Source organism: Stenotrophomonas sp. YJH_SMC_110 (genome assembly GCF_059369255.1).
In genome coordinates this window covers 186,869-198,663 of sequence record NZ_JCAFSM010000003.1, presented here as the reverse complement: position 1 = coordinate 198,663, position 11,795 = coordinate 186,869, and the positions used below count along the sequence as shown (strand labels likewise).

Sequence of the window (11,795 nt, the reverse complement as noted above, 5' to 3'; positions counted from 1 at the left end):
ATCTCACGCTACGCCGTCGGTCGAACGGCTCAGCTGTTCCCACGCGTCGATGCTACCGGCCATCGATGCCAGCTTTGCCCTCACCAGCTGCAGTGCATCACTGCCCAGCAGCAAGTGGCGGGGAGGAGCGTCGCTGTCGATGACCTGCAGCATGGCCTGCGCAGCCTTCACTGGATCACCGGGCTGGTGGCCACTCTTCGCCTCACGCGCGTTGCGGATGGGATCGAACAATGCGTCGTAGTCGTCAATGCTGCGCGGTGCCCGCACCATCGAGCGGCCTGCCCAGTCGGTGCGGAAGGAACCCGGCGCGACGGCCGTGACGTGGATACCAAACGGCGCGACTTCCTTGCCAAGCACTTCACTGATGCCCTCCAGCGCGAACTTGCTGCCGCAGTACCACGCGATGCCCGGCATCGTGATGAAACCGCCCATGGAGGTGATGTTGAGGATATGGCCGCGGCGCCGGGCGCGCATGTGCGGCAGCACGGCCTTGATCAGCGCGGCCGGAGCGAACACGTTCACCTCGAATTGTTGCCGCAGCTCGGCGAGCGTGGATTCTTCGAGGATGCCTTCGTGGCCGTAGCCAGCGTTGTTGACCAGCACGTCGATGCTTCCGATGTTGGTTTCGATATCGGCGACGAGCGCATTGATGGCGGCGGTATCGGTTACGTCCAGCAGGCGACCGAATGCGCGGCCGGGAGCGAGCGCTTCGAGTACCTGGCGGTCGGTTTCGTTGCGCACGGTGCCGACCACGCGGTGGCCGGCCAGCAGGGCCTGCTGGGCAAGGGCGCGGCCGAATCCACTGCTGACACCGGTGATGAGGAGAAAGCGGGAAGGGGGCATGAGGGGGCGTTCGTGGTGGGCAGGGCTTGCACGTTAGTTCTTGAACGACCGGGGTCACAGGCCTAGGATTCGGCCATTCTTGCCTATTCCTCTGGAGTGCCTGTGCCTGTGGTCGATTCCCTGCAACGGCAGGTGCAGGCGCGCATGGTCGGCCTGCTGAAGACGCTGGCGGTGGAGGAGGGCTATACGCTCACGCGCCTGCCGGGGGTGCGGTTGCTGCGATCGGACCGGCCACTGGCGCGCACGCCGGTGTTGTACGACCCCGGCATCGTGATCGTCTGCCAGGGGGTGAAGCGTGGCTATCTGGGCGGGCAGGTCTACCAGTACGACGCGCAGCACTATCTGGCAGTGTCGGTGCCGGTGCCGTTCACGATGGAAACCGATGCGTCGGCCCAGGCGCCGCTGCTGGCGATCTATTTGCATCTGGATCTGCAGCTGGCGGCGGATCTGCTGATCGAACTGGGTGAACAGGAGGGCACCCCGGCGACACCGGCGCAGAGCATGATGTCCAGTCCGATGCAGGCGCCGATGCAGGCCACGGTGCTGCGCCTGCTGGAGGCACTGGCTGAACCGTTGGAGGCTGCCGTGCTCGGCCCTGCGTTGGTGCGTGAGGTGTACTTCCGCGTGCTGACGGGTGCACAGGGCGGCGCAATGCGCGAGGCGCTGGCCATGCGCGGGCGCTTCGGCAGCATCGGCAGAGTGCTGCGGACGATCCATGCCGGATATGCCACCACCCTGGACGTGGGGCAACTGGCCACCGAAGCGGGCATGAGTGTGGCGACCTTCCACGACTACTTCCGCGCGATTACCGGCACGTCGCCGAAGCAGTACGTGAAGTCGACCCGCCTGCACCAGGCACGGTTGCTGATGCTGCGGCAGGGGATGACTGCCGAAGCGGCATCGCTGGCGGTGGGGTATGCCAGCCCGTCGCAGTTCAACCGTGAGTTCAAGCGCCTGTTCGCGTTGCCGCCGGCGGCCGAGGTCGCGCGGATGCGGCGCAGTTTCGCGCTGCCACCTCCGCCAGCCGATGCGGTATACGTGTCTTCGCATTGAGGGGCAATCGAAGGTCACGTTGCCAGCAAGCCGGCCAGCGGCCGGCTCTGCCGGGAATGATGCCTGGCGGGTGCAGCAGAGAGGGGTTGACAGGCCGTCTACCTACTAGTAGGTTTATTTCCATGAAACAGTCGCTCTCGCCCAAGGCCCAGGAAATCCTGGCGCATGCCCGTGCGCTGCTGGAAGCCGGTGGCTACAACGGCTTCAGCTACGCCGACGTGTCGGCGCGGGTGAACATCAGCAAGGCCAGCATCCATCACCACTTCCCCAGCAAGGCGGATCTGGTGCGCACGGTGGTCGAGCTGTACCGGGCCGAGGCGCGCGAAGGCCTGGCGCTGCTGGACCGGCAGCTGGCCGACCCGCTGCAGGAGCTCAACGCCTATGTGGATTACTGGTCCAGCTGCATTGCAGGGGGTACGTCCTCGTTCTGCATCTGCGCGATGCTGGCCGCCGAAGCGCCGATGATTCCGGCAGAGATCGCTGAGGAAGTGCGCGGCCATTTCGAGGACCTGAGCGGTTGGCTGGCAGTGACGCTGGAGAAGGGCGTTTCGATGGGCCAACTGCAGTTGCAGGGCTCGGCGGCCGATGAGGCCAAGGCGTTCATGTCATCGGTGCACGGCGCGATGCTGGCCGCGCGCGGTTTCGGTGATGCGGCGACCTTCGCGGCACTGGCGCGGTTGGCGATCGCGCGGGTGAGCGCGGCGTCCTGAGAAATGTGTGGTGGGCCTGCGGCGACGCGGGCCTTCTTTTTGAGTCCTATGCCTACCTACTAGTAGGTTCATTCTGTCCCTGGAGATGTCCCATGTCCCACCCTCTGTCCACACTTGGCGTGATCCATACCGCTGTCAGCCTGATCCCGGTGTTGAGTGGCCTGTATGCCTTCATTCGCCACCGCGCAATCGATCCCGCCACGCGCGCGGGCAAGCTGTACCTGGTGGGGCTGGTGCTGTCGGTGGCCACCTCGTTCACCGTGTCCAGCACGGGCGGGATCAACGCCGGCCACGCATTCGGGGTGATCGTGCTGCTGGTGGCATTCGGCGGCGTGCTGGCCGCGCGGCTGCGCTGGCTGGGGCGCGCCGCGCGTTACCTGTCGACCTTCGCACTGTCGTTCAGCTTCCTGCTCTCGTTGGTGCCCGGCGTCAACGAAACGCTGACCCGCCTGCCGGCAGCGCATCCGATTGCGGCGGCGCCGATGGCCCCGGTGGTGCTGCACACGCTGCTGGCCTGCCTGGTGGTGTTCGTGATCGGCTTTGCCGCGCAGTGCTGGAGGCTGCGAAACCGTGGTTTGGCAGGACGATCCTGAGACGCCGCCGGTCAACCCGGCGCGGCAAGTGCGCCCAGCAGTGCCGCCGGTTCGATCAGTGCAGCCGAGCGCGCCGGATCGAGTTGAATGTGCCGGCTGCAGAAGCAGAACGATTGGCCCGCTGCAGGCTCGGGGGTGTTCGCGCTCGCGTCCGGCGTCTCGATCTCCAGCACTTCGTCCACGGCCAGCGCCAGGGTTGCGGTGCCGGCGTTGATCAACAGCATGGCCGGGCTGCCACCCTCGAATGCCGGTTGGCCGCTCATGCGGCGCAGGTCGACGACGGGTAATGGCTGCCCACGAACTTCCAGGGTCGGCCTGCCGTTGCGGTCTGCAGGGCCGAATGCCTCCGGACCGCGGATTTCGACCGCTGCCTGGATGTCGATGGCGAACAGGACGGTGCCTGCACGCACGACGACGATCTCGAACAGGTCGGCAGGCGATGCGCGTGTTTCCGTTACAGGGTGGGCGGGTACGGGCATGCGATGGGCGTGGCGAAGACGATGGGAAAGGAGATCTGGATGATGACGCCTGGACGCAACGCGCGGCCGCGTCGGCGTGCGCGTGCAAGGCGATGGTTCAGTGTCTATCAGGCGGCTGCGCGTGGCGCGCCGACGGTGCCGACGCGTGGAAAATGCGGACGCAGCAGGCCGACGAGCTGGTCCATGCCCGGAATGGAGTGGCCGAACTCGTCCCAGCGCGCATTCACCAGGCCGGACACCACGATCTGCCCGGTCTCGATGTGGGTCATTGCCCAGTACGGAACGGCACGCGCGCTGATGGCCATGTCCAGTACCGGCACGACGGCAGAATGCGAGCGGCTGTCATGGATGCGGCGCTTGACTGCTTCCAAGGCGTCGGGCGGGCCTTCGATGTACTGGAAAAACCGCTGCCCGTCGACGATCAGCGCACCGGTAACGTCCACCCGGCGATTGAACGTGGCAGATTGCGAGACGATCTGGTGGAGGGCTTGATTGGACAGCTCAGCCGACATGCGGCTGGAGTAAGCAAATGCATGGAGCATGGAAGGGGCTTCTTGTGACGCACGTCACTATACGCACGCAAGCCCGGACCGTCGTGAGGCTTTGCTCACGCCGCGATTGGCTCCGCGCACTGGATCAACAGCCCACCAACCGGTCGGCACCGAGACCGCCGCGATGCTGGCTGCGGTACTCGGTAGGGCTCGCGTCGACCTGACCGCGGAAGTGCCGACGGAACGATTCCTGCGAACCAAAGCCGGCCTGTTCTGCAATCCACTGCAGCGGCCGGTCAGTGGTTTCCAGCAGCTCGCGCGCGAAAGCCACGCGCTCGCGGATCAGCCAGTCGATCGGCGACAGGCCGGTGGCGTCCAGGAACTGCCGCTGCAGCGTGCGTTGGCTGAGCGCGGCCTGCTCGGCGAGGCTGCCCAGCGAGTGGGGCTCGCGCAGGTTGCGGCGCATCCATTCCATCAGCTTTGCCAAGCGGGTGGGCTCGCCGTGGGGAATGGCGCGGCTGACGCGCTGGCTGCGCCCGGCATCACGCCACGGTGCCAGGACCAGCCGTTCGGCCACCAGGTTGGCCACGCGCGCGCCGTAATCCTTGCGCACCATGTGCAGCATCATGTCCATGCCGGTGGCCGAGCCGGCCGAAGTGATGATGCTGCCGGTATCCACGTACAGCGCATCCTCGCGCACGTCGATGCGTGGGAACTCGCGTGCCAGCGCTTCGGTGAGGCGCCAGTGGGTGGTGGCCTGGCGGCCATCGAGCAGCCCGGCCCAGGCCAGCACGAAGGCACCGGAGCAGATCGAGGCGATGCGCGCACCACGTGCGTGGGCACGGATCAGTGCATCGAGCAGTGCCTGCGGTGGGCGCTCGCTGGGTTCGCGCCAACCGGGGATGACGATGATGTCGGCCTCATCAACCGCGCTGAGATCGTAGGGAAGCTGCACCTGCGCATTGCCGAGCATGCGCAGCGCACCGGGTTCGCCCGCGCACAGCTGGGTGCGGTACCAGGCCACGCCGAGTTCCGGCCGCACCGGCGCGAACAGGCCGACCGCGCAGCCGAATTCGAACAGCCCCTGGCCGTGGCAGGCGACGATGGCAACGAGCGGCGCGGTGGGATCGGCGGGTGGGCTGGGCATGGCCTGATGCTACGGGTGGCGGTGCGTGGCGTTGCGTGATGCGCGGGCATGAGGTGATGCCGGGCGGGCATATGGGAACCGGGGTCGGATCCCTTCCGCAGGAAGGGCTCTGACCCGGTGGTGGGGAGGCGTGCGTGGGGTCAGAGCCCTTTCCTATGGAAAGGGATCCGACTCCGTGGGGGACCCTGTGCGTGTGCGCCGCCTAACGTCATTACCAGCGGTCATGTGGGTGGCCGGATGTTACGGCTGGGTGACGCGATCGCGCCTGTCGCACCAGGTGAACAGGCCCTTGAATGGAAGCGTGTTTCCGGCCCCCCCACGAGCCCCCATGCCTGCCGCCCACGCCCCTGTCCTGAGCACTCTCGCTGTTCTGATCACAGCCATCCTTGCCGCCTCGCCCAGCCATGCGGCTGAAGCAGACGCAGATCCTGCTGCCACCGCCGCGACGGCCAACGTGGCCGCGTCCACGCTGGATGCGGTGGTGGTCACCGGCTCACGCACCAGCACGCGCACGGTGAAGAACAGTTCCACGCCCATCGATGTGATCTCTGCAGAGGACCTTGCCGCGACCGGGCAGGGCAACCTGCTGGAAGCGCTGCAACGTGCGCTGCCGTCGCTGAGCCAGATCGGCGGCTACCAGAGCGACCAGGAGAGCCTGATCCGTGGCTACCAGCTGCGCAACCTGTCACCGGGCTACACGCTGGTGCTGGTGAACGGCAAGCGCCGCAATGCCAGCGCTTACGTGAGTGGCGCAAACGGTGGTGGCTTTCCGGGCCACGCCTGGGCCGACCTGGCGTTGATTCCGGTCTCGGCCATCGACCACGTGGAGGTGCTGCGTGATGGTGCGTCGGCCATCTATGGCTCGGACGCGATCACCGGCGTGGTCAACGTGATCCTGAAATCGCAGGCGCACGGTGGCGATGTGTCGGTGGAGAGCGGGCAGAGCATCGATGGTGATGGTTCGCGTACCAGCGTGCGCGCCAATGTCGGGCTGCCGTGGGGCCAGGATGGCTTCGTCAACCTGTCCGGCGAGAACACGCGGCAGCACCACGCGATCCGCACCCGCCGCTACATCGATGGCTACCTGAGCTATCCGGCAGTAGATGCCAACGGCAACCGGGTCGCACTGCGCCCGAACAACCGCTTGCCGGTGGGTGCATCGCCGAACCCGGCCGAGGCCAACCGCGATGCCGAGGCCAACACCATCCTCAGTTCGCCGTCGTACGCGTTGAGGGCTTTCGCAGTGAATGCAGGCCATGGCCTGGGCGAGAGCGCGCAGTTCTACGCCAACGCCACGGCCAGTGACCGCACCGCGCAGGCGATCCAGAACTTCCGCCTGCCGGCGACCATCTTCACCACCTACAAGGCACCCGGCGTGCTGAGCGTGTTTCCCGATGGCTTCCTGCCGGTGCTGGAGACCAAGGAAAAGCAGTACACCGGCACTGCGGGCGTGAAGGGGCAGATCGCGGGCTGGGATTACGACGCCAGCCTGACCGGCAACCGCAGCACGGTGCGCACCTATACCCGCAATTCGGTGAACTACTCGCTGCCGTATCCCGGTTCGCCCACTGACTTCTATGACGGCAAGCTGGACTACCAGCAGGGGATCGCCAACCTCGACCTGCGCCGTGGCTTCGAGGTGGCCGCCTTTGCGTCGCCGCTGGAAGTGAGCGCAGGCGCCGAGTACCAGCACGAACAGTACGAACGCGGGGCCGGGCAGTGGGAGTCGTACACCGGCTTCGGTGCCGCAGCCTTCGTCGGCTATTCGACTGCCGACGCGGTGAAGGCGACGCGCAACAGCAAGGCGGTCTATGTGGGCGCGGCCAGCAACATCACCTCGCGCTGGTATCTGGATGCCGCGGCGCGCTGGGAAGATCATTCCGACTTCGGCAGCGTGTCCACTGGCCGCCTGACCACGCGCTTCGACTTCACCGACGCGTTGGGTGTACGCGCGACGGTCAGCAACGGCTTCCATGCGCCCAGCCTGGGCGCACAGTACTACCAGGCCACGGGCAGCTGCCCGTGCGGGACCACGCTGGTGGCGCAGGTGTCTTCACCGGCGGCGGTTGCGCTGGGTGCTGCGCCGCTGAAGCCCGAGAAAGCCACCAACTACAGCCTGGGCGTGACCTGGGACCCGAGCCCGGCGTTCCATCTGGCCGTGGATGCGTACCAGATCGACATCCGTGGCCAGCTGGGCCAGTCCAGCCAGATCGGCTACAACGCGCAGGATCCGGCGCGCATCACCGACAACAGCGGTACGGTGCTGAGCGCGGCGCAGAAGAACACCATCGATGCGCTGCTGGGTTCCGCCGGCATCAGCATCCTGCCGGGTGATGCGTTCTACGCCAGCTACTTCACCAATGTGGGCAATACCCGCACGCGCGGTGTCGAGCTGACCCTGGAAGCCAACCAGGACACTGCGTGGGGCAAGCTGCGCTGGAGCTACGCGGCCAACGTCGGCCGTACCACCATCCAGAAGGTGAGCGACATTCCGGCGGCGCTGCAGGGGCTGCCGAACATCAACCTGCTGACCAAGAGCAGCGAATACGCGCTGCGCTTCCGCACGCCCAGCTACACCCAGGTAGCCGGGCTGGGCTGGCAGAACGGGCGCTGGCGCTCGAACGTCGATTTCACCTACTACGGCCCGATCAAGCGCCTGAACAACGGCGTGGAGTACAAACAGCCGCCGGTGCTGGTGACCAACCTGTCCGGCGGCGTGGAGCTGGGGGCGGGCTGGAGCGCGGCGCTGGGGATCAACAATGTGTTCGACAAGCGCACGCGCAAGGTGCCGGAGTACGCGCGCAGTGCTACCGATGTGGCCAGCATCGAGACGACCTGGGACAACGGCGACGTGTTGGGCAACGTCGGGGCGTATTGGTATGGGCGGATCAGTTACCGGTTCTGATCTGGGGCAGCCGAGCATGGCTCGGCTCTACAAAGGCGGGAAGCAGCCGAGCATGGCTCGGCTCTACAAAAGACGAAGTGCGGCCGGAGGTAGTTCGGCATTATCGAGGAGCAGTTCATGTCTTCTGCATTGAAGGTGGTTGCATTGGTGGGGTCACCGACCAGTTCGGCGACATCGCGCACGTTGCTGCTGGTGCGGCATCTGCTGGCGTCGCTGCAGCAACGCGTGCATGCCAGCGTGGAGCTGGTGGAGCTGACGCCGATCGCGCGCTCGCTGGGCCAGTCGTTGTCGCGCGATGAGGCGGGGCCGGAGGTGGAGCAGGCGCTGCAGAGCATCGAGGCCGCAGAGCTGCTGGTGGTGGCCGCGCCGGTCTATCGCGGCTCGTATCCCGGGTTGTTCAAGCACCTGGTCGACTTCGTCGGGCTGGAGGCGCTGGTGGATACGCCGGTGCTGCTGGCGGCGACCGGTGGCAGCGAGCGCCATGCGCTGGTGATCGACCACCAGTTGCGGCCGTTGTTCAGTTTCCTGCAGGCGCACACGCTGCCGATCGGGGTGTATGCCACGCCTGCCGACTTCGACGGCGAGCACATCAACAGTGCTGCCTTGCAGGCACGCATCGCGCTGGCAGCCGAGCGTGCGGCCGGCCACCTGGCGACGCAGGCGCTGGCGGTAGCGGCGCCGCTGCGACGCATCGCCTGACGCCATAACCGGCGGCGCTTTGCTTATGGCCACGCTGCATCTGCATGGCCGGATCTGACCGCCGATTGTCGCCAGGCGTCGCTGCCGCAGCCGCAGGCATCTCTAGCATCGATATCGAAGCGGCATCGCATTGCCGGCCCAGATGAGGACCCCCCCAGTGAAGCTCGACGCAGCAAGCAAACCCATCCTGTTCCTGCTCGATCGCGAGTTCGAGGACGGCCAGATTCCCGGCCAGCGCTTCTTCTGCCGGCACAGCCTGTTGCTGGAAGGTGCACTGTCGAGCATCGACGGCCTTGATGCGCAGCTGGACGTACGTCGCATCGGCTTCGCGCGGCCGCGCCGCGAGGTGATCGCCGAGATCGGCGAGCAGGACCAGTCGTTGCCCAAGCTGGTGCTGCCGCAGGGCGTACGCAGCGACCTGGCCAGTGGCGCGCACCAGGACCGGCAGTACATCTCCGGTGCCGAACCGATCCTGGCCGCACTGAACGGATTGCTCGGCATTCCCGTGGCCCACCCCTGAGCGAGGACGCGACCGTGAGCTATCAGATCAGCGTGCTGGACAAGAGCCCGGTAGCCGAGGGCGCTTCGCCGGAGCAGGCGCTGCGCAACAGCCTGCAGCTGGCGCAGCGCGCCGAACAGCTGGGCTATCACCGCTACTGGTTTGCCGAGCACCATGCCGCACCGACGTTGGCCAGCCCTGCACCGGAAGTGCTGGCGGCCTGGGTGCTGGCGCAGACCCGGCGCATCCGCATCGGCAGTGGCGGGGTGATGCTGCGCCACTACGCGCCGTACAAGGTGGCGGAGAACTTCAACCTGCTGGCGGCGCTGGCGCCGGGGCGCGTGGATCTGGGCGTGGGCAAGGCCCCCGGCGGCCTGCCGGCCTCGACTGCCGCGCTGGCAGCCGGGCGTCCGCCGTTCGCTGATTTCGACCAGCAACTGCGCGACCTGGAGGGTTATCTGGCCGGCGCCGAAAGCGAGGCGCTGGCGCGGCCGCTTCCGCAGCAGGCGCCGGAGCGTTTCCTGCTCGGCGCAAGTCCACAGAGTGCAAAGCAGGCGGCCGAACTGGGCTGGCGCTTCGTCTACGCCGCGCACTTCGATGGTGACCCGAAGCACATCGAGGCCGCGTTCGACGCCTACCGCAGCGTCGCCTCGCAGCCGCCGCTGCTGGCCACGGTGGCCTTCGCCGCACCGACTGCGGAAGCCGCAGCGCGTCACATCGGTGCGCTGCGCGTCTACAAGCTGCACCTCGGTCCCGGGCAGGCGGTGAACCTGCCCAGCGCCGAGGCAGCTGCCGAGTACGCGCGCCAGGTGGGGGTGGCCGACTTCCGCATCGAGGAAACGCGCCCCAGCGTGCTGTCCGGTGATGCGCAGCACGTGCGCGGCGAACTGGATGCGCTGCACCGGCGTTTCGGCGTGGGCGAGTTCATCCTCGATGCGCCGGTGGCCGACCTCGACGCACGCCTGACATCCCTTGAACTGCTGTCGCCCGCGCCGCGCGCGGCGGTGGCCTGACCTGCAGGAGCGTTTCCCATGAGCACGACCCCGCGCCACGTTCCGTTCGGCATCATGCTGCAGGGCCCCGGCAGCCACATGCATGCCTGGAAGCACCCGTCCAACCCGGCCGATGCCAGCGTCAACCTGCAGTTCTACATCGACATCGCTCGCACCGCCGAAGACAATGGCATCGCCTTCGGCTTCGTGGCCGACGGCCTGTACATCAACGAGAAGTCGATCCCGCATTTCCTCAACCGCTTCGAGCCGATCTCGCTGCTGTCGGCGCTGGCCACGGCCACGAAGAAGATCGGCCTGGCCGGCACGCTGTCGACGTCCTACAGCGACCCATTCACCGTCGCCCGTCAATTCGCCTCGCTGGATCTGCTCAGCGGCGGCCGCGCCGGCTGGAACGTGGTGACGTCGCCGTTGGAGGGCTCGGGTCGCAATTATGGCCGCCCACATCCCGAGCATGCACTGCGCTACCAGATCGCCGACGAGTACCTGGAGGTGGTGCAGGGGCTGTGGGATTCCTGGGATGACGATGCCTTCGTGCGCGAGCGCGACAGCGGTACGTTCTTCGCGCCGGAAAAGTTCCGCCGCCTCGACCACAAGGGCCGCTTCTTCCAGGTGGAAGGCCCGCTCAACATCCAGCGTTCGCCACAGGGCCAGCCGGTGATCTTCCAGGCCGGTTCGTCCGACGATGGCATCGCGCTGGCCGGCAAGTACGCCGATGCGGTGTTCACCCATTCGCCGTCGCTGGAAGAAACCCGCGCGTTCACCCAGAAGGTGAAGAACTCGGCGATCGCGCATGGCCGCAGCGGCAACGACGTGAAGATCTTCCCGGGCATCGGCCCCATCGTCGGCCGTACCGCAGAGGAGGCCGAAGCCAAGTACCAGGCAATCGCCGCACTGGCCACGCTGGAGGATGCACTGGCGTACCTGGGACGCTTCTTCGATCACCACGATTTCAGCCAGTACGATCCGGACGCGCCGTTCCCGGAGCTGGGTGAGATCGGCAGCAACTCGTTCCGTTCCACCACCGATCGCATCAAGCAGGATGCGCGGGAGAAGGGGCTGAGCCTGCGCCAGGTGGCACTGGAAGCCGTGAGTCCACGACCGAACTTCATCGGCACGCCGGAGCACGTGGCCGATGAGTTGATCCGCTGGTTCGATGCCGGTGCCAGCGACGGCTTCATCCTCGGTTTCGCGGCGCAGCGCGAAGGCCTGGACGATTTCGTGACCCAGGTGCTGCCGATCCTGCAGGCGCGCGGCTACCACCAGCGCGAGCTGGAAGGGCAGACCCTGCGCGAGCATCTGGGCCTGCCGTACAAGGCCAGCCGCCATTCGACCGATGCCGAGCCGGCGCGGAAGGCGGGGTAGG

General features: G+C 66.7%; 12 protein-coding genes. 8 read left to right on the top strand and 4 right to left on the bottom strand.

Annotated elements, in window-relative coordinates; all coding sequences use genetic code 11:
- Positions 1-3: 3 nt before the first annotated feature.
- Positions 4-843, bottom strand: coding sequence for an oxidoreductase (locus tag AC5P6H_RS08080; protein WP_134966714.1), 840 nt, complete (start codon positions 841-843; stop codon positions 4-6).
- A 108-nt stretch (positions 844-951) separates the two neighbouring features.
- On the opposite strand from AC5P6H_RS08080, the gene AC5P6H_RS08075 reads away from it, so the two are divergent.
- The 3 genes from AC5P6H_RS08075 (at position 952) to AC5P6H_RS08065 (ending at position 3,199) form a co-directional block, all read left to right on the top strand.
- Positions 952-1,896: an AraC family transcriptional regulator gene (locus AC5P6H_RS08075; RefSeq protein ID WP_136191653.1), complete on the top strand. Its 945-nt coding sequence runs from the start codon at positions 952-954 to the stop codon at positions 1,894-1,896.
- Positions 1,897-2,018: 122 nt separating this feature from the next.
- On the top strand, positions 2,019-2,606 hold the full coding sequence (locus tag AC5P6H_RS08070) for a TetR/AcrR family transcriptional regulator (protein ID WP_481478963.1): 588 nt from the start codon (positions 2,019-2,021) through the stop codon (positions 2,604-2,606).
- 92 nt (positions 2,607-2,698) lie between these two features.
- Positions 2,699-3,199, top strand: a complete 501-nt coding sequence (locus AC5P6H_RS08065; protein ID WP_049440764.1) for a hypothetical protein — start codon at positions 2,699-2,701, stop codon at positions 3,197-3,199.
- Between the two features lie 11 nt (positions 3,200-3,210).
- Here the strand turns inward: AC5P6H_RS08065 and AC5P6H_RS08060 are convergent, their stop codons facing one another.
- The 3 genes from AC5P6H_RS08060 to ftrA form a co-directional block, all read right to left on the bottom strand.
- Positions 3,211-3,678 carry a chemotaxis protein CheW gene (locus tag AC5P6H_RS08060; protein ID WP_049440767.1) on the bottom strand — a complete coding sequence of 156 codons (468 nt, stop codon included), beginning with the start codon at positions 3,676-3,678 and terminating at the stop codon, positions 3,211-3,213.
- 107 nt (positions 3,679-3,785) lie between these two features.
- Positions 3,786-4,220: a BLUF domain-containing protein gene (locus tag AC5P6H_RS08055; RefSeq protein ID WP_049440768.1), complete on the bottom strand. Its 435-nt coding sequence runs from the start codon at positions 4,218-4,220 to the stop codon at positions 3,786-3,788.
- A gap of 94 nt (positions 4,221-4,314) precedes the next feature.
- Positions 4,315-5,316: a transcriptional regulator FtrA gene (gene ftrA / locus AC5P6H_RS08050; RefSeq protein WP_495202494.1), complete on the bottom strand. Its 1,002-nt coding sequence runs from the start codon at positions 5,314-5,316 to the stop codon at positions 4,315-4,317.
- Between the two features lie 328 nt (positions 5,317-5,644).
- On the opposite strand from ftrA, the gene AC5P6H_RS08045 reads away from it, so the two are divergent.
- The 5 genes from AC5P6H_RS08045 to AC5P6H_RS08025 all read left to right on the top strand — a co-directional run bounded on the left by AC5P6H_RS08045 (position 5,645) and on the right by AC5P6H_RS08025 (position 11,794).
- Positions 5,645-8,221 (top strand): TonB-dependent receptor plug domain-containing protein, encoded by a 2,577-nt coding sequence (locus AC5P6H_RS08045; protein ID WP_495202493.1) that lies wholly within the window; start codon positions 5,645-5,647, stop codon positions 8,219-8,221.
- A gap of 117 nt (positions 8,222-8,338) precedes the next feature.
- Positions 8,339-8,920, top strand: a complete 582-nt coding sequence (gene msuE, locus AC5P6H_RS08040) for an FMN reductase (RefSeq protein WP_495202492.1) — start codon at positions 8,339-8,341, stop codon at positions 8,918-8,920.
- 157 nt (positions 8,921-9,077) lie between these two features.
- Positions 9,078-9,440 carry a DUF3088 family protein gene (locus AC5P6H_RS08035; RefSeq protein WP_197574368.1) on the top strand — a complete coding sequence of 121 codons (363 nt, stop codon included), beginning with the start codon at positions 9,078-9,080 and terminating at the stop codon, positions 9,438-9,440.
- A 14-nt stretch (positions 9,441-9,454) separates the two neighbouring features.
- A complete protein-coding gene (locus AC5P6H_RS08030; RefSeq protein ID WP_049440771.1) occupies positions 9,455-10,432 on the top strand; it encodes an MsnO8 family LLM class oxidoreductase in 978 nt (325 codons plus the stop codon).
- A gap of 18 nt (positions 10,433-10,450) precedes the next feature.
- The gene (locus AC5P6H_RS08025) at positions 10,451-11,794 is read left to right on the top strand and encodes an LLM class flavin-dependent oxidoreductase (RefSeq protein WP_049440772.1); all 1,344 of its coding nucleotides are present in this window, start codon (positions 10,451-10,453) and stop codon (positions 11,792-11,794) included.
- Position 11,795 lies beyond the last annotated feature (1 nt).

Coding starts and splice junctions, on each gene's coding strand:
- AC5P6H_RS08080 (WP_134966714.1), bottom strand. CDS start 843: ATGCCCCCTTCCCGCTTTCTCCTCATCACCGGTGTCAGCAGTGGATTC.
- AC5P6H_RS08065 (WP_049440764.1), top strand. CDS start 2,699: ATGTCCCACCCTCTGTCCACACTTGGCGTGATCCATACCGCTGTCAGC.
- AC5P6H_RS08055 (WP_049440768.1), bottom strand. CDS start 4,220: ATGCTCCATGCATTTGCTTACTCCAGCCGCATGTCGGCTGAGCTGTCC.
- AC5P6H_RS08070 (WP_481478963.1), top strand. CDS start 2,019: ATGAAACAGTCGCTCTCGCCCAAGGCCCAGGAAATCCTGGCGCATGCC.
- msuE (WP_495202492.1), top strand. CDS start 8,339: ATGTCTTCTGCATTGAAGGTGGTTGCATTGGTGGGGTCACCGACCAGT.
- ftrA (WP_495202494.1), bottom strand. CDS start 5,316: ATGCCCAGCCCACCCGCCGATCCCACCGCGCCGCTCGTTGCCATCGTC.
- AC5P6H_RS08060 (WP_049440767.1), bottom strand. CDS start 3,678: ATGCCCGTACCCGCCCACCCTGTAACGGAAACACGCGCATCGCCTGCC.
- AC5P6H_RS08045 (WP_495202493.1), top strand. CDS start 5,645: ATGCCTGCCGCCCACGCCCCTGTCCTGAGCACTCTCGCTGTTCTGATC.
- AC5P6H_RS08025 (WP_049440772.1), top strand. CDS start 10,451: ATGAGCACGACCCCGCGCCACGTTCCGTTCGGCATCATGCTGCAGGGC.